Source organism: Aliihoeflea aestuarii (assembly GCF_024105665.1).
Classification (GTDB): domain Bacteria; phylum Pseudomonadota; class Alphaproteobacteria; order Rhizobiales; family Rhizobiaceae; genus Aliihoeflea; species Aliihoeflea aestuarii.
Genome location: NZ_JAAAMK010000001.1, coordinates 785,838 through 802,648 on the forward strand (window position 1 = coordinate 785,838; position 16,811 = coordinate 802,648).

The 16,811-nt window shown below is 62.7% G+C and carries 14 protein-coding genes and 1 pseudogene; 10 read left to right on the forward strand and 5 right to left on the reverse strand.

Going from position 1 to position 16,811, the window contains the following annotated elements:
- Window positions 1-4 precede the first annotated feature (4 nt).
- The 5 genes from GTW25_RS03890 to GTW25_RS03910 all read right to left on the reverse strand — a co-directional run bounded on the left by GTW25_RS03890 (window position 5) and on the right by GTW25_RS03910 (window position 5,508).
- Entirely contained in the window at window positions 5-901 is an 897-nt protein-coding gene (locus GTW25_RS03890; protein WP_252910539.1) for a glycosyltransferase family 2 protein, read from the reverse strand.
- Complete coding sequence (locus GTW25_RS03895) at window positions 901-2,127, reverse strand: hybrid nucleoside-diphosphate sugar epimerase/sugar transferase (RefSeq protein ID WP_252910541.1); 1,227 nt, start codon at window positions 2,125-2,127, stop codon at window positions 901-903. Before GTW25_RS03895 ends, GTW25_RS03890 begins: the two co-directional genes overlap by 1 nt.
- Window positions 2,128-2,455: 328 nt before the next feature.
- Window positions 2,456-3,598, reverse strand: coding sequence for a glycosyltransferase family 4 protein (locus tag GTW25_RS03900; RefSeq protein ID WP_252910542.1), 1,143 nt, complete (start codon window positions 3,596-3,598; stop codon window positions 2,456-2,458).
- A gap of 29 nt (window positions 3,599-3,627) precedes the next feature.
- Complete coding sequence (locus tag GTW25_RS03905; protein ID WP_252910545.1) at window positions 3,628-4,512, reverse strand: NAD-dependent epimerase/dehydratase family protein; 885 nt, start codon at window positions 4,510-4,512, stop codon at window positions 3,628-3,630.
- A 48-nt stretch (window positions 4,513-4,560) separates the two neighbouring features.
- Window positions 4,561-5,508 (reverse strand): NAD-dependent epimerase/dehydratase family protein, encoded by a 948-nt coding sequence (locus tag GTW25_RS03910; RefSeq protein ID WP_252910546.1) that lies wholly within the window; start codon window positions 5,506-5,508, stop codon window positions 4,561-4,563.
- Between the two features lie 235 nt (window positions 5,509-5,743).
- Between GTW25_RS03910 and asnB the strand changes: the two genes are divergently transcribed.
- The 10 genes and pseudogenes from asnB (at window position 5,744) to GTW25_RS03955 (ending at window position 16,799) form a co-directional block, all read left to right on the forward strand.
- Window positions 5,744-7,606, forward strand: coding sequence for an asparagine synthase (glutamine-hydrolyzing) (gene asnB, locus GTW25_RS03915; protein WP_252910547.1), 1,863 nt, complete (start codon window positions 5,744-5,746; stop codon window positions 7,604-7,606).
- Window positions 7,593-8,795 carry a glycosyltransferase gene (locus GTW25_RS03920; protein ID WP_252910549.1) on the forward strand — a complete coding sequence of 401 codons (1,203 nt, stop codon included), beginning with the start codon at window positions 7,593-7,595 and terminating at the stop codon, window positions 8,793-8,795. The genes asnB and GTW25_RS03920 overlap by 14 nt, the downstream gene beginning before the upstream one ends.
- 83 nt (window positions 8,796-8,878) lie before the next feature.
- On the forward strand, window positions 8,879-9,856 hold the full coding sequence (locus tag GTW25_RS03925) for a Gfo/Idh/MocA family protein (protein ID WP_252910550.1): 978 nt from the start codon (window positions 8,879-8,881) through the stop codon (window positions 9,854-9,856).
- A complete protein-coding gene (locus GTW25_RS03930; protein ID WP_290127863.1) occupies window positions 9,853-10,461 on the forward strand; it encodes an acyltransferase in 609 nt (202 codons plus the stop codon). Before GTW25_RS03925 ends, GTW25_RS03930 begins: the two co-directional genes overlap by 4 nt.
- Window positions 10,462-10,632: 171 nt before the next feature.
- Window positions 10,633-12,030 (forward strand): nucleotide sugar dehydrogenase, encoded by a 1,398-nt coding sequence (locus GTW25_RS03935; RefSeq protein WP_252910552.1) that lies wholly within the window; start codon window positions 10,633-10,635, stop codon window positions 12,028-12,030.
- 110 nt (window positions 12,031-12,140) lie between these two features.
- Window positions 12,141-13,232 carry a class I SAM-dependent methyltransferase gene (locus GTW25_RS03940; RefSeq protein ID WP_252910554.1) on the forward strand — a complete coding sequence of 364 codons (1,092 nt, stop codon included), beginning with the start codon at window positions 12,141-12,143 and terminating at the stop codon, window positions 13,230-13,232.
- A gap of 41 nt (window positions 13,233-13,273) precedes the next feature.
- Complete coding sequence (locus GTW25_RS03945; protein WP_252910555.1) at window positions 13,274-14,059, forward strand: ABC transporter permease; 786 nt, start codon at window positions 13,274-13,276, stop codon at window positions 14,057-14,059.
- Between the two features lie 10 nt (window positions 14,060-14,069).
- A pseudogene (locus tag GTW25_RS20740) lies at window positions 14,070-14,576 on the forward strand (ABC transporter ATP-binding protein); the annotation flags it as partial.
- A gap of 54 nt (window positions 14,577-14,630) precedes the next feature.
- Window positions 14,631-15,623, forward strand: coding sequence for a Wzt carbohydrate-binding domain-containing protein (locus tag GTW25_RS20645; RefSeq protein WP_372493050.1), 993 nt, complete (start codon window positions 14,631-14,633; stop codon window positions 15,621-15,623).
- 72 nt (window positions 15,624-15,695) lie between these two features.
- Window positions 15,696-16,799: a DUF2793 domain-containing protein gene (locus tag GTW25_RS03955; protein WP_252910557.1), complete on the forward strand. Its 1,104-nt coding sequence runs from the start codon at window positions 15,696-15,698 to the stop codon at window positions 16,797-16,799.
- Window positions 16,800-16,811 lie beyond the last annotated feature (12 nt).

A 16,811-nucleotide genomic window follows, 5' to 3' on the forward strand; every position in this document is an offset into this window, starting at 1 on the left:
GATTTCAATCCCGCTCGATGACCCAGCCGGGCGTTGTGCTTAGAGATAGGCGGGGATAGGTCCACAAGGATCGGGCGATCAGGAACGCCGCCTTCGCGCGGTGACCCTTGTAGTAGTTGGCACTCGCGGCCTCGAGGTCGAAATAGCTGTTCATCCTGTTCAGCAATCGCGCCTGCGCCAGCCGGTGCGACCATTTGCAGCGCAGCGCGCGTAGCGCGTTTTCCAGCCGCTCGGGATCGACCTGCCGCCTGATCTCGATCTTCGCGCACACGTCCGGATGAACCGAAAGACGAAATCCCTGCAGGCCAAGCGCAAGAAACCAGTCGTAATCTTCGAGACGCTGAAGCGTTTCATCCTGATACCCTGCCCGGCCCACCGCCTCGGCGCCGTTCAGCATGATGCAGGACCCCGGCGAAAACCAACAGCCAGCGGCGAAGTCGCCCGGATCATCCGAGCCGCAGGGGTGCCGCTTAGTAAGGTATCGACCGGTTTCGTCGCGATCGATCCATGACCAGCCATAGATGACCTTCGGATCGCGCTTCCTGGCCTGGTCCACGCTGACCGTTCGCCAACGATCCTCCAGCGTGCCGGACACCCACACATCGTCGGAATCGAGGAATGCCACCCAGTCCGTCGCCGCCGTCTTCAACCCGGTGTTGCGCGCAGCCGCCGCCCCCTTGTTGGCCTGCCTGATCAATGTGATGTCCAGCCGTTCACCGGGTTCCTTCGGGATCGTGACCGGAGTCGCGGAACCGTCGTCGACGACCACGACGCGCCGAGGGCGCACAGGCTGTGCCGCGACGCTTTGCAATGCCTTTTCGAACTGCTGCTGTCGATCGTGAACGGGAATGATGACGGTCAGCGGGATCGATCCGGATGCACTTTCTTCCCGAAGACCCATTATCGGCCCTTTCGCTCGGGCCGTCCCGGCGTCGTGACGGCGTCTCCCCCTCCCCCGCCAAGGGCAGTGGCGATACAGATCTTCACGTCGAGCACGATCGAGCGCAGCGCCAGATAGCGCGCGTCCCATTTCGCAAGATATTCCGGTTCCCGCATATCGACACCGTTGACCTGCGCCAAGCCGGTTATTCCCGGTTTCAAGGCGAGGACCCCGCGACGTTTGCGAGCCTCTACAAGAGCCGACTGGGACGGCAGGCAGGGCCGAGGCCCGACGAGACTGACCTCGTTGCGCACCACGTTCCATAGCTGCGGCAATTCGTCGAGCTTGGTCCGGCGCAGGAAATGGCCAAGACGGGTGATCGCGCCGGCAGACGCTTCGTGGGACGCCGTGTGCGGCGTGCCGAGCTTCATCGTCCTGAACTTGTAGAGCGTGAATTCGCGCCCATGAAGGCCCACCCGGGTCTGCGCGAATATGGCGGGGCCGGACGATTGCATCCGCACCAGTGCCCAGATGATCGCCAACAGCCACCAGAACGTCGCCAGAAAAAGCACGGAAGCCACGACATCGATCGTTCGCTTCGTCGAAAGATAGACGTTGTTGCCGTGCTGGCCGTCCGACAGCACGACTTCCCGCAGGTCGGCATCCGGCATTCCCGCGACGATGAAATCGGCCAGTACGGCGACATCCAGAACGGGGCGGAATGCGGAAAGAATATGAAGCAACCGCCGGGCGATCCCGCTTGGAAACCGGTTGAGGAAATACAGCTTTCCACCGTATCGGGTGCCATGGACGGGAGGCATGTAAACCGTCGTCACGACGGGAGACGCGACATCGCGCACCCGCGCTGCAGCTTCTCTCTTGGTGCGCGCATAGGCGGTGTGGTTGCCGGGCTCGAGGGCGTGGACGGAAGAGACGTTCACAAAACGCGGTATACCCGCTTTGTCCGCCGCTTCGAGCGTTTCCATCAACAGGTCGACATTCACGCGCCGAAACTCGTCATCCGATGCCGAAGCGTCGTTGTTGAGTACGGAGAGATGGACGAGCGTGTCGAAACCTCGTCCACGCTCGTCCAGTTCATCGAGGCCGCACGCCGCCACACCCGGAAAGAGCCGCCGGGCATACGCCGGATTGCGAGCGACCAGCAGCAATGTCGCCCCCGCGCGAATGAGCACGGGAACGAGCTGCCTGCCCACGAAGCCGGTCGGACCCGTAATGACGATCTTCAAACGCGTTTCCTCTTGTCCGTGCCAGTTTCCACCTTGCTGCTATCCAACTCTGTGGGCAAAATTCAAGCTCGATGCTGCACACCCTCGATTTCGCGGCGCTCGAGCCGTCGTCCCGGCCGATGCGGATTCGTCATTCGTGTCGGCGACGCGTCAAACCAGTTGGCGCTTGAATCGCATCGGCAGGCGGCCATCGAGCTTTTGAGAACCGTCTGGCATCGTCTGCGGCCTTCCCGGCGGAAATTGCTTGCCCGTCCGGCGTTGTGGTTCGTGACGCAAGCCTATCGCCTGTCGAAGCGACGCTTCAAAACATATTAAAGCTCCCCCGCCGTCAGCGGGTCCCGGAATCGAAGGTCGCGTAAAGTTCGAGCGTCTGTCGGTCGACAACCTCGGCGGCGTATTCACGCTCCGCCCTCGCCCTGCCGTTCGCCCCCATACGCGCCCTCAGCGGCCTGTCCGCTGCAAGGCGCACAATGGCATCCGTAAGCGCCTTCGCATCGCGCGGCGGCACCAGCAGCCCGTTCTCGCCGTCGCGCGTCGCCTCGCGGCAGCCCGGAACATCCGTCGCCACGATCGGGCGGCCCGCCGCCATGGCCTCCAGCAAGACCTTCGGTAATCCTTCGCGATAGGACGGCAACGCCACGATATGGCTGGCGCGCAAAAGGTCGGGTACGTCTTCGCGCATCCCCAGCCATTCCACCACACCTTCATCCTGCCAGCGGCGAAGCTCGCCCTGCGAAATGGACGTCGGGTTCGACGGATCGGGCGCGCCTGCGAACAAAAACCGGATGGGCAGGTTACCGCCGGCAAGCATCCGTGCTGCGGCGGTGAACTCGCGGACACCCTTGTCCGCCAGCATGCGCGCGATCATCAGCACCACGATCGGGCCTTCGGGTTCCGGCGAGGGCGCGAACTGGCGCACGTCGACGCCCGAGCCCGGTATCCGGACCGCGTCACTCTTTCGCAGAGCACCCCGTTCGGCCAGCCAGTGCAGGTCGTCGCCGTTTTCCAGCACAACCTTGCTGCCGCGCGGATTGAGAAGCAGGTGTAGCGCGGTGCCGACGATCGGCGAAAGAAAACGCGCTCTGGGGCTGGTCGAGGTGAAGACGAATCCAAGCCCCACCGGCGCATTGACGATGTTGCGCACGCCCGACAGACGCGCGGCCGCACTGCCATAAAGGATGGGCTTCAGCGCGACGTGATGGACGAGCGTCGGCCTCTCGCGCCGATAGAGCGCTGCGATCCGGCCGATCATCGCGGTTTCCCCGAAAGGGTTGAGACCAGCGCGGTCGAAGTCGATTGTCGCCGTGCGAAAACCTTCCTTCTCGGCCCAGGCCGTCCCGTTTCGATAACGCGCCGCGACCACGACTTCGTAGCCGGCGTCGCGCGCCGCGCGGGCGCGCGACAGAAAATGCGACCGGAAGAACCAGTCCTCGGTCACGAGATATAGAAGTTTGCGGGCGCCGGTCGTCAATATGTGATGTCCTGATCTGCGCCGCGTCGTCAGCCCGCCAGAAGCCTGTCGAGACCGTCTTCGAACCCGGTGAACGCGTGGTCGGGCATTCTTGCCCGCAGCCTGCCGACGTCCGGCACGAGATAAGGCGCCGGCCCTGTCCCGGAACGCTCGACGAGAAGTTCGCGGCCCAGCCTGCCTGCGATCAGACGTCCGGCCTCCTCCAGCGATACGGCCTCGCCGGTGGCGACGTTCACCGTCTCGTTCCAGCGCTCGTCGAGCGCGCGCACAATCACGGCAACGGCGTCGTCGATGTAGATCGGCGAAAAGGTCAGCGCCGGGTGGCCCGTGGGCACGGAGATCGGACGTCCCTCGCCGATGCTCGCGATCATGCCGTTGAGCATGCGGCCCCTCAGGCCCGGCCCGTAGGGCACGAAGAAGCGCAGGACCGTGACCGGGAAAAGCGGCCGGTATTGAGCAGCGAGCGAATCGGCTGCCTGCTTGGTCGCGGCGAAATACGATTTCGGTGGCAGATAGTCGCTTTCGCGAGCGGCATGTCCAAAGGGCACGTCGTAGACCGTGCCTGTCGATCCCACCAAGACATGCCCGACGCCCGTTCGGCGGGCGAAATCCATCAGCAACGCCGTCGAATGCACATTGACGTGGAAGAGATCGAGCGCGGTCTCGGGAAAGTGGCGATGCAGGCGCGACACCGCCAGATGCAGGATAACGTCGAACGCGGGACCGTCCTCCAGCCGCGCGATCGCATCGGCGGTGGACGACGGATCGCCAAGATCCGCCGTTGCGAGCGACAGCGGGCATGCAACGCCGGACGGCGCCGTGCGGCCGAGGATCGTGACGTCGTGGGCGCTCCCGTGTCGTTCGAGAAACGCCCTCGCCACAAAACCGCTGGCTCCGGTCAGAAGGATGCGCATCGCTGCCCGCCTCCGGGGTTCACCGCCTCTGTTTCACGCGCAGGCCGATCAGGCCGCCTGCAACGCGCGGTAATATTCGGCGGTACGCTGGATGCCGTCTTCCAGATCGACCTGCGCCTCGAAGCCGATCTGCGTCTTCGGCCAGGCCGCGTCCGGCACGCGCAGTTCGATATCCGCATATGTCTTCTCAATGAACTCGATCTTCGAGGATGAGCCGAGTACGCGCACGACGTCCTTGGCCAAACCGTAAATTGTGGTGACGGCGCGCGGATTGCCGACATTGAAGGCCTTGCCGACGGCACCGGGATGTTCGAGCCCGGTCAACACGGCCTGAACCATGTCGTCGACATAGGTCCATGCGCGGATCTGCGAGCCGTCGCCATGGATCTGGATCGTCTCACCGCGCAATGCACGCTGGATGAAGATCGACAGAGCGCCCTCGCCGACCTGACCTGGTCCATACACGTTGAAGGGCCGCAGAACGACGGAGGGAAGGCCGAACTGCTTGTGATAGGCAAGCGTCAGGTGCTCGCCCACGAGCTTGGAAACCGCATAGGTCCAGCGCGGCTCGCCGACAGCACCGATCACCGCCGATGTGTTCTCGTCGGCGTTGTAGGCATTGGGTCCGAACACTTCGCTCGTCGAGAAGGTGACGACTCGCTCGACACCCTCAACCTCGGCGGCCGCCTTGAGAACGTAAGTCGTACCCAGCATGTTGATCTCGACGGTCGAGACCGGCCGCTTCACGACGGTTTCGATACCGGCGACCGCTGCGCAGTGAACGATATGGGTCGGACGAAATTCGGCGATCGCAGTCGACAGCGCCTTTTCATCCGTCACGCTGCCCTGCACGAAGCGGAACTTGGAATCGTCCCCCTTCAGCGTGTGCTGCATCGCATTCCGGCTGAGATTATCGTAGAGGCAAACCTCGTTGGCATCGAACAATCTCTTCGTGGTCTGGCTTCCGATGAAGCCTGCGCCACCTGTGATGAACACTCGTTTGTTCTCAAGCACTTGATCAATCGCCTCTTGGCTGGTTGGTAAATCCAAAACGATAATGAACCGGACGAATACGCGGATTTTCGCGAGGTTACTATGCTACGGAAAAGTGCAAGGCAAGGCGCGAAGGACAGCGCCGCAGATACGACCCGCTCGGCTTGCGCCATGCGGCCGAGTTACTCTAAGCATCGCCGCCAGCCCCTCCACCCCCGTCAACAGGATGATGATCAGCGTGTGTGGCCTGTTCGCGTCGATAGGTTTTGTTCCCGAAGAGCGCCGCATCGACGTCGTCGCGCATCGCGGGCCTGACGGTCGCGGCTGGGGCGTTGTGGAAAGCGCCGCCGGACCCGTTGCTCTTGGGCATCGCAGGCTCGCGATCTTCGATCTGAGCGAAGCCGGCCTGCAGCCCATGGCGGACGCAAGCGGGCGCTACACGATCGTCTTCAACGGCGAAATCTACAATTTCATCGAACTGCGCGCGGAACTCACGGCAGCGGGCGACAGGTTCGCCACGCAAACGGATACGGAGGTGCTGCTGGCCATGTATCGCCGGTTCGGCGCGTCGATGCTGCCGCGCCTTCGCGGCATGTTCGCGTTCGTCATCTGGGACAGGAAGCGACAAGAACTTTTCGCCGCGCGCGATCCTTTCGGGATCAAGCCTCTCTACATGGTCGAAACGTCGAAGGGGGTCGCGCTCGCTTCCGAGATCAAGCAATTGCTGGGGCTGGAAAGCACGACTCCACGCCTCAACACAGCAAGGGCGATGGATTTTCTCGGCTCCGGCATTCTCGATCATACGGAAGAGACGCTTTTTGAAGGCATAACCCAGCTTCGCGGCGGAGAATGGCTGGCCGTGTCCACCGAAGCGGGGCGGCCGCAATGCACGCGCGGGCGCTTTCACGATCTCAATCAAGTCGCAGCGTCGCCCGGCCTTTCGTTCGACGAGGCAGCCGATGAATTCGCAGCACGCCTGAGCGAATCGGTCCGTCTCCACCTGCGCTCCGATATCCGCGTCGGCTCCTGCCTGTCCGGCGGGCTCGACTCCTCGTCCATCGTCGGCCTCGCATCCGAACCGGGAAGCATCGAGACCATCTCCGCCGTTTACGACGGCGAAGCCGTGGACGAAAGCCGTTACATCGACGCCGTCGTGGCGCGCACCGGCGCGATTTCGCACAAGGTTTCGCCAAGCTCGGATGACGTCGCCGAAAAGTTCGATCGGATCACATGGCATCAGGACGAGCCGTTCGGATCGACTTCGATCGTCGCGCAATATGCCGTCTTCGCCGAAGCCCGGCGCGCCGGGCTGACGGTCATGCTCGACGGACAGGGTGCCGACGAGCCGCTTGGCGGTTACGCCGATGCATGGCCCCACCACCATGCGCGCCTCATGCGCAACGGCAGGATCGGCGAGTTGCACGCTTCGCTTCGCGCGCGAAGCGGCCAGGGTGCTTCGCCGCTTCGCGCGGCGGCCGGGGCCATGTCGCTCCTGTTGCCCGACTGGCTGCCGTTGCCACGCCGGGGCGCGAAAACCTTTTCCTGGCTCAATCCGGGCGCTGCCGGCCATGGCGGACGGCGGGCGCTCGACCAGATGGCCGCGGACCGGCTGGGACTGATGAAGCCGAACGACCTGTCGGCACATTGCAGGCTGCTGACCTACGCCACGAACCTGCCGATGCTGCTCCATTGGGAGGACCGCAACTCGATGGCGCACTCCATCGAGGCGCGCGTGCCCTTCCTCGACATGCCTCTCGCCCAGTTCGCGCTCGGTCTTCCCCACGAGCATCGAATAGGCGCAGGCGAGCAGAAGCGGGTGCTGCGGCGCGCCATGCGCGATCTCGTTCCGCAAAGCGTGCTCGACCGCCGCGACAAGATCGGTTTTGCGACGCCCGAAGCCGGCTGGCTTCGCGGCCCGCTCCGGGAACTGGTCCATCAAGGCGTCGAAGATTGCATCGAACGCTTTCCCGGCCTCTTCATACCGGCGCGATTGCGGCTGGCGCGGGATGCGGCACTTGCCGGACAGCGGCCATTCGGCTTTGAGTTCTGGCGCGTGGCGAGCCTGGGGCGCTGGGGAAGGGTCTTCAATGTCGCCGGCTGACCAGATCGATCCCGAGCCGGACCGGCGGCTGGCCGCGGCGCGACGGGTCGCCCATGTGACCCTGCAACCGCTTGCAAGCGACGCGCGCGTCAACCGCGCCGTTTCGGCCATGCGCGAGGCCGGCCTCGAGTGCCTCATCGTCGGCCCCGGCTCGGGGATTACGGAAAGGGCGATGGATCGGCGCTCGAAGCTGAGCATAGGCGCCACGTTCGGGGCCGCTCGCCTCATCGACGGCCTGTCGTTCGGCAGGGCGGCGTCAAAGGCGGCGTTCTTCGCACGCCCCGCACATCGCGAAGCCTTGCAGTCTCTCATCGCCTGCCGTCCCGACGCGATCCACGCGCATGACTGGGACGGGGTCATCGTCGCGGCAAGCGCGGCGAAGACGCTCGGCGTGCCCTTCGTCTACGACGCGCACGAATTTGCCGCCGAAATGCACGCCGAGCGCCGGTTCTGGCGGGCCACCGTGGCCCCTCTGATCCGCAGGCTGGAAGGGCCCGCCGCGCGGAAGGCGACCCGCGTCGTCACGGTCGGCGACGCGCTAAGCCAGCTCTTGACGAAAGAATTGAAGCTTGCAAGACGCCCGATCACCGTGCGCAACATCCCGGACGTTGCGAACTGTCCCGTCGAGCCGAGGTCGGGCGAGGAAATTCACTTCCTTTATCATGGCGTCCTTGCGGAGGGTCGCGGGATCGAAGCGCTGGTCGATGGCGTCCTTGCCGCGTCCCGCCCCTGCCGACTGACGCTGCGCGGTCCATGGCGCCAGCAAAGGCTGCACGACGAAATCCGGGCAAGGCTGGCCTCTCATCCGGCCGCAGCCCGTGTCGGGATCGAGCCGCCGGTGCCGTTCGATGAACTCGTGAGCGCGGCCGCACGGAGCGATGTCGGCGTCTGCCTGCTCGACGGACGCATCGCACACAACCGCATAGCCTTGCCGAACAAGCTTTTCGAGTATCTTCATGCCGGACTTGCGGTCGTTGCGAGCGGCAGTGACGAAATGCGCGAGATCGTCGAAACACATGGCTGCGGCATCGACATCGGGCAGGCACAGGCCACGGCGGTGACGGCGATGATCGAACGGACGGACCGCGCCACCATAGGGCGCTGGCGCGCAGCCGCAGGGGTTGCGGCGCAACAATTCTGCTGGCATAGCGAGAAAATGCGATTGCTGGCGATCTACGGTCGCGGTTGACGCTTTCCGTGCCTGAACCGGGCGGCCTTATATATGCAAAAATCCGGCAATCGCCGCGATCAGGATATGACAAGCAAGACATTATGAGTGATATCTCGGATATCGGGATTGCAGTCGTCGGCTGCGGCTATTGGGGCAAGAATCTCGTCCGCAATTTTGCGGAACTGGGCGCGCTGCGGGCGGTGGTCGATGCCGATCCGGCAACCGCGAACGAGATGGGCACGCGCTTTCAGGTGCCGGTCATGAGTCTCGATGAGGCGATCGCGAGCGATGCAATCGACGCCATCGCGACCGCCTCGCCAGCGGCAGTGCATCACGATATCGCGGTGCGCGCGATGGAATCGGGGAAAAGCGTGTTCGTCGAAAAGCCGATCGCGCTGTCGCTCAGTGACGGCGAGGCCATGCAGGCAGCGGCGGCCAGAACCGGCAAGATCCTCATGGTCGGCCACCTTCTCCAGTACCACCCGGCCTATCGCAAGCTGCGAGACCTCGTCGAAGAGGGTGCGATCGGCCGGTTGAAATACGTCTATTCGAACCGCCTCAGCATGGGAAAGCTGCGGACGGAGGAAGACGTGGTCTGGAGCTTTGCTCCGCACGATATTTCCATGATTCTCGGTCTGGTGGAGGGCGAAGCCCCGAGCGACGTGGCCGCCCATTCGGCCGGCATCGTTTCCGACGGCCTCGCGGACAGTGCCCATCTTCACCTGACCTTCGCCTCCGGCCTGAAGGCACATGTGTTCACCTCCTGGCTGCATCCGATGAAGGAGCACCGCTTCGTCGCGATCGGCGAGACCGGCTGCCTCGTCTTCGACGATACGAAGCCGTGGGCCGAAAAACTGGTCAGCACGGGTTATCGCGTGGCGGACGGCCCCGCCCTCGAAAAGGGCGCGGTAACCGCCATTCCCGTCGAGGAGGCGGAACCGCTGAAGGAGGAATGCGCGCATTTTCTTCACGCAGTTGCCGCCGGCATCGCGCCGCGCACCGATGCGCACGAGGCCCTTGCGGTCCTGCGCGTGCTGAAACAGGCCGACAAAGCCCTTGGCAAGGAAGTGGAGGCATGAGCGCTCCCCTGACCGTTGCCGAACACCGGCTCGACGACAGCGCCGTGGTTCATGAAACGGCGGTGGTCGACAAGCCTGTCGTCCTCGGCCGCAATGTCCGCATCTGGCATTTCTCCCACATCCTTGGCAATTGCCAGATCGGCGACGGCGTCGTCATCGGCCAGAACGTGGTCGTCGGCCCCAATGTCCGCGTCGGCGACGGCTGCAAGATCCAGAACAATGTAAGCCTCTACAAGGGCGTGACGCTGGAGGCGCGCGTCTTTTGCGGACCGTCCTGCGTCTTCACCAACGTCATCAATCCCCGCGCCTTCGTCGAACGCAAGGACGAGTTCCGTGAGACGCTCGTCAAGGAAGGCGCGACCATAGGCGCCAACGCGACGATCGTGTGCGGCAATACGCTCGGCCGCTATTGCATGATCGGAGCAGGCGCTGTCGTGACCCACGACGTACCGGATTTCGCGCTCATGGTGGGGCTTCCCGCGCGCCGCCGCGGGTGGGTATCGCGTGAAGGAGAAATTCTTGGCGATGATCTGATCTGTCCCCGGACCGGCGAGCGCTATCAGCTCGTGGACGATAACAGGCTGGTGGAAGTCAGCGCGGGATAGTGTTCCGAAGCCGGATCGGGGGCGTATTTTTTGCTGATCGAGCAGACGATATAACGCAGGGCGGCGCGGGAAGTGTTCCTGGACCATGATATGCGCGCGAAACTTTGACGATACGGAAAGCGCTCGTGCGATCAGGCAAGATCCAGCGCTGAACTACAGGACCGAAACGGAATGGGTGAAGCTAAAGTGCGCGCAGAAAACGTGGAACGACTTTCGGGAGACGACGAACTCGGCAAGCACGCATCGCGCTTCGTCGCCAAGGTCGCCGACCGGACTGCCGTCGTCGGCATCCTCGGGCTGGGATATGTCGGTCTACCGCTTGCGCTCGCCTTCTTCAAGGAAGGTTTCGATGTTATCGGTTTCGACGTCGACGCGCGGAAAATCGAGAAACTCGAAGCGTCCAAGACCTATATCAAGCACATTCCGGACGAGCGGATCGCGGAAATGCGCGATGCCGGAAAGTTCCAGGCGACAACCGACTTCTCCCGTCTGGCCGCTGTCGACGCGATCGTCATCTGCGTGCCCACGCCGCTCACGGTCCACCGCGAGCCGGACATGTCCTATGTTGTCTCGACCGCCGAAACCATCGCACCGAACCTGCGGCGGGGCCAACTCGTCACGCTGGAATCGACCACCTACCCGTTCACCAGCGAGGACCTTCTGCGCAACATCCTCGAAAAGGGTTCCGGCTTGAAGGCGGACGAGGACTTCGCCATCGCCTACTCCCCCGAGCGCGAAGACCCCGCCAACCCGCAATTCGACACGCAGACGATCCCGAAAGTGGTCGGCGCAGGCGCCCCGCAGGCAGCCGACATGGCCGAAGCGCTCTATGCCGCGATCGTCGGACAGATCGTCCGCGTCAAATCGATGCGCGTTGCCGAGGCGGTCAAGTTGACGGAGAACATTTTCCGTTCGGTCAATATCGCGCTGGTCAACGAGCTCAAGATCATATTCGACAAGATGGGCATCGACGTCTGGGAAGTCATCGATGCGGCGGCAACCAAGCCGTTCGGTTTCATGCCGTTCTATCCAGGCCCCGGCATCGGCGGGCATTGCATCCCCATCGACCCCTTCTACCTGACTTGGAAGGCGCGCGAGTTCGGCGTGTCGACCCGCTTCATCGAGCTTGCCGGCGAGATCAACAGCCACATGCCGGCCTATGCGGTGCAGCGCACGTCCGATGCGATGAACGATCGCCTGGCCAAGGCACTCAAGAATTCGCGTATTCTTATCGTGGGCCTTGCCTACAAGAAGAATGTGGACGACATGCGCGAAAGCCCATCGATCCACCTGATCGAGCGATTCCGCGAAAAAGGCGCATTCGTGGAGTACTACGATCCCTTCGTCCCTGAAGTTCCAGATACGCGCGGGCATGAGCATATTGCGGGCATGAAGTCGGTGGCATGGGATCGGGACGCTTTGAAAAGTTTTGACGCCGCCATCATCGCGACCGATCATAGCGATGTCGATTATCTGCCACTGCTCGAGGAGCTTGAACTGATCGTCGATACGCGCAACGCGCTCAAGGCGTTTCACGACGAATTCTCCCATAAAATCGTCAAGGGATAATCGAGGCGGTCTTGTGGGAAGTCCGTTGAATTTGTGGGTTACAATTTGTGAGTTACAAAGCGTGCGTGCGTTGATGTGTCTAATGGATAGCAGCCTTACCAATAAGTCGAATGAAAGACGTGGCATATTCCATGGCGCAGACTGACGATCAAAAGACCTCGGAACTCGCACAGGCATCGAGCGCTGCAAGCGAGGCTCCTGAGGCTCTTGCCGAGGAAGCGATTGCCGCACGGGCGCTTCCTGAAATCCATGAGCTGACATTCGAGCGCGCGCGCGCGCTCGAGGCGGATCTCGCCCAGACCAACGAGCGTCTCGTCAAGGCGGAATTGGCGGCGATCGGTTATGGGCAATCACTCGTTACCGCATTGAACGAAATTAACCGGTCGGCGCTCGAGCAGCATTCGGAGAATGTCGAACTCGAAGCACGGATGCTCGAGATCATGGTGCGATCCCGCTATGCCATGCCTCATGCGGGCAACGCCGCCGCCGGCCAGCCGCCCGTGTCAGGCCCCGTCCTGTCGCTCGATGCCTATGATGACAAGCTGCGCGAACTGGCGCCGCTCAACTGGGAGGCGTTCGTCGCCTGCCGCGACACCGGCACCGACAGCTATGACGACCTGCCTGAAGTGTCGTGCAGCACGGAACGTCACCCGCAGGCGCATCTCTTCCGCGCCTTCGTGCGTCCCTATCTCAAGGGGACGGTCCTCGACGTCGGATGCGGCCCGCAACCGGTGCCTTTCTATCTGGCGGGCTACCCCACGCAGGCAATCAGCGGCATCGATCCGATTTCGAGCGTCGACGATCATCCGTTTCAGTTCGTGTCGGGCTATGGCGAGTTCCTGCCGTGGGAAGACGAAGCTTTCGACATCGTGATCTCGGGAACCGTGCTCGATCACTACTACCTTCTCGACAAGGGGCTGGCGGAAGTCTTCCGCGTTCTCAAGCCCGGCGGACGTTTCCTCGCATGGATCACCCATTTTGCCGACGCACCGCCCTATGATCCTTATGCGGGCGTCGTGAAGCCCTACGATCACGAGCACATGTACCACATCAACCTCGAATGGTTCCGGCCGCTGATGCGCGAGATCGGCTTCGTCGAAAACGAGATCATCGAGTTTCCGCTTCCCTTCCGCTTTCTGTTCATGGCGTTCGAAAAGCCGACCGCCGAGCACAGCACCTTTTCCACCAATCATCCGGCATGATGACCACGACGACAATGTCACGCCCTTCAGGGGCGCTCGCGATGCTGGCAAGAAACCGCTCGCTGATCATCGTTCTTGCCATGCGCGAGTTGCGGGACCGGTATGCGGGCTCCATGCTGGGTGCCTTGTGGGCGATCCTCCAGCCGCTGATGCTGCTTGCCGTCTTTGCGGCAGTCTTCGGATTCGTCTTTCGCGCCAGAAGCGGCATGGCGTCGACGTTCGACCTTCCCACCGACTATACCAGTTACATGATCTCCGGCTTCGTGCCGTGGTACGCTCTTTCCGCGGCGCTTCAGGCGAGCGCCAGTTCGCTCAGATCGAATGCCGGCCTCGTCAAGCAGATCGACTTCCCCGTCGGCGTTCTCCCGGTCAAGACCGTGCTGACCTTCTCACCGATCATCGTCGTCGGCAGCGTCGGGCTTGTGCTCTATCAGGCGATACAGTTCGGCTACGTGCCGGCGACACTGCTATTGCTTCCGGTCGCCATATGCCTGTTGTTCATGCTCGCCACCGGCCTTGGCTGGATACTGGCGGCATTCGGGACGTATTTCCGCGATCTCGATCCCATACTTGCGAACCTGTTCCTCGTGGCCTTCTATCTCTTGCCGATCTTTTTCGTGCCTGGCGTAACCCCGGAAATTCTGGAACCGCTCATCGCATGGAACCCGTTCACGCCCGCCATCATGGTCTTTCAGGACGTATTCGTGTACGCAACGGTGCGATCGCCGGGAGCATGGCTGTTCTTCTGCGCCTTTGCGGTTGTGGCTTTTTTCGGCGGCTACCGCGTGTTCGATCGACTTCGCCCCGGTTTCGGCGCCGTCCTTTGAGATTTGACACATGACAAGACCCGCCATCAGCGTCCGTGATCTCGTCAAGGACTATCCGATCTACGCCAAGCCTTCCGATCTTCTGGTCGAGCTGGTTACGCGGCGCCCGCAACACGTCGTACACCGGGCGCTCAACGGCGTGACGTTCGACGTGGCGCGCGGCGAGGTCGTCGGCATTATCGGCCGCAATGGCGCGGGCAAAAGCACCCTGCTCAAGGTGCTTACCGGGATACTCGAGCCTGACGGCGGCTCCGTCGAGGTCAACGGTCGCACGGCGGCTATCCTCGAACTCGGCACCGGCCTCAATCCGGAATATTCGGGTAGGGACAACGTCTTTTTCGGGCAGGTGTGCCGTGGTCTTTCCCCCAGGGAGGCACGGGCGCGAATGGACGAGATCATCGCCTTCGCCGAGCTGGACTCCGTCATCGACCGGCCGTTCAAGACCTATTCGTCAGGCATGCAGGCGCGGCTTCTGTTCGCGACCAGCATCCATGTCGATTCCGAGATACTGATCATCGACGAGGCACTTGCGGCGGGCGACATCCTTTTCCAGGAGAAATGCTTCCGCAAGATGCGCGAGATCGCGCGGTCGGGCCGCGCCGTGCTCTTCGTCTCGCACGGGCTGGACCTCGTCCAGCAGCTTTGCCACCGCGCCATCCTTATGCACGCAGGCGAAATCCTTCTGGCAGGCGATACCGGCGAGGTGACGAAGGCCTATTACGACCTTGCGGCCCAGCTTCGCAACGACGCCGCGCGCGGACTGCCCGTCGAGAAATCGGCCGACGAAGCGCGCGCGATCGTGGCGGCAAGCGGCGAGAGGCAGCACCGCGCGCGCATAAGCGACAAAAGCGTCGACGAGGTCGAGACACCACAACCAAGTTCACGGGTCGCCGTGACGACGACGACGGCAGCCGCCTCGACCGACGCAGCCCCTTTTCCGCGGCACGACATAGGTTCCGTCGAGGAGCATCTTGGACTATCGCCAATGCCCCCTCAAACCCACACGGCTGCCGAGACATCGAGCCGGATCGCTCCGCTCTCCGTGCTTCAGGAAGACCCCGTAGCAGACGCACGGGAAAGCAAATCCAAGATCGAACTGTTGTCGGTGAGCATCCTCAATGACAGGCTCGAGGAGACGGACGCGCTCGAATACGGAAGCGATTTCCATATCAGCGCGCACTTCCTGTCCGACACCGATATCCCGCATCTGATTGCGGGCATGGAAATCCGCCTGCCCACCGGCTTCCTGATTTTCACCGTTCAGAACACTCTTCGGAATATCGATTTCGGCTGTCGCGCGAATGAGCCCTTCGAGTTGCGCTGGCGTATACGCAACACGTTCCAGAACGGCACGTATTTCGTCGGTGTCGGCATCGGCGAGGTGTTCTATTCGACGCGGCAGGGACTGCGGCATTCGCCATTCACCATCTTGGCGCAGGAGTTGAACGCTCAGATATTCAACGTCGTATCAGCACCTGAATTTGCCGGGATCATCGACCTGAAGCCGGAGTTCAAAATTCTGACCAAAGCCGAAGATCGCTTCAACGCCGCTATCGCCGACTGACTGCCGGACTTATCCCCACCGTCACGGACGCATCTAGAATTCGGCTCCCTCAGTCCGCTGGAGACGATGCCGATGCCCGATACAACCGCCCGTTACAAACTTCCCTACATCATGCCCTCGCAGGCGCAAAAGCATATCACCGTCAATGAAAGCCTGCGCCGGCTCGACGCCTTCACGCATCTGGCGCTTGCCGAGATCGGCCGGGACGCGCCGCCGGAAAGCCCGATGGAAGGCGCTGCTTATTCGATCGGCATGGACCCGGTCGGCCTTTGGAGCGGACACGCGGGCCAGATCACGGCCTTCATCGACGGGGCCTGGGAGTTCGTCCCTCCCTTCCGGGGCTTGACCGCGATCGTCGGGGATCCGCCGCTGGCCCATGTCTTCGACGGCGAAGCCTGGACGCCGCTTGCCGGCGGCGCGGGCGGCAGCGTCGACAAGCTTGGCGTCAACACCGGCACCGACGAGATCAACAGGTTCGCGGTCAAGTCGGACGGCATCCTGTTTTCGACCGATGACGGCGCTTCCGATCCGAGCGGTGACGTTCGGGTCGTTCTCAACAAGACGGCGGCCGACGATGTCGCTTCGCTCCTATTCCAGACCGGCTATTCCGGCCGCGCGGAACTGTCGCTTGCGCAGGGCGACGACTTCCATCTCAGGGTCAGCGCCGACGGCGAGACCTTCCACAGCGCTCTTCAGGTGGACAGCGCGACCGGCAATTTGGGCCTTGGTGGACGCTCTTACGTCCCGCTTGCGGTCATGCGAGCGCTTCCGGGCGCGATCACGCAAATGCAGGTCACCAATCTGGAAGCGGATGCAGGCTCCGGGGCGGCGATCAATGTCATCGCCGGGAGCCATTTCACGCAATTTCTCCAATACGCCGCCGGGTCGTCCTATCTCGTCTCGACGAGTTCTTCGTTTTACCTCCAGGCCACAGGTCCAGGTGCATCGGTCAATGTGTATGCCGGCTCACAGGCCGTCTTCGGAGCATCGGAAACCGGCATGGAACTGTCGGTCCCGCTCCGGCTCAAGACCGCCACGGTTTCCACCCTGCCGTCCCCCTCAACTGCCGGAAACGGCGCGCTGATCTTCATCACCGACGCAAGCGGGGGGGCCGTTCCCGCGTTCTGCGACGGAACCCACTGGCGTCGCATGACGGACAGGGCCGTCGTTGCCTGAGCCCGGCGGGGC